1 protein-coding gene is annotated in these 275 nt (G+C 52.0%); it reads left to right on the top strand.

From position 1 onward, the window contains the following. Positions 1-229: ATP-binding protein (locus SB752_RS32400; RefSeq protein ID WP_410719498.1), on the top strand; the 229-nt coding region annotated here is incomplete at its 5' end. Positions 230-275 lie beyond the last annotated feature (46 nt).

Below are 275 nucleotides of genomic sequence, written 5' to 3'. Positions count from 1 at the left end.
ATCCGATACGGGGGTCGGTATTCCTACCTCCTTGCGAAAGAGAGTGTTCGACCCACTCTTTACTACAACAGACGTCGAGCAGGGGCCTCTTGGCTCAGGGATGGGCTTGGGTCTAACGCTCATCAAACGGGGCATCGAGAGCTTTGGGGGTAAAATTGTTGTGGTTGAGCCACCGCCAGGGTTCGCGACATGCTTTCAAGTCAAACTACCGTTGAACTACAATGACTAGCGCAATTTTGCTTATTGACGACCGCCCGGAAATGCTAAATCCGTTG

Source organism: Brevibacillus sp. SIMBA_040, from assembly GCF_046535075.1.
Classification (GTDB): Bacteria; Bacillota; Bacilli; order Brevibacillales; family Brevibacillaceae; genus Brevibacillus.
This window is presented reverse-complemented; position numbering and strand designations above follow the sequence as displayed.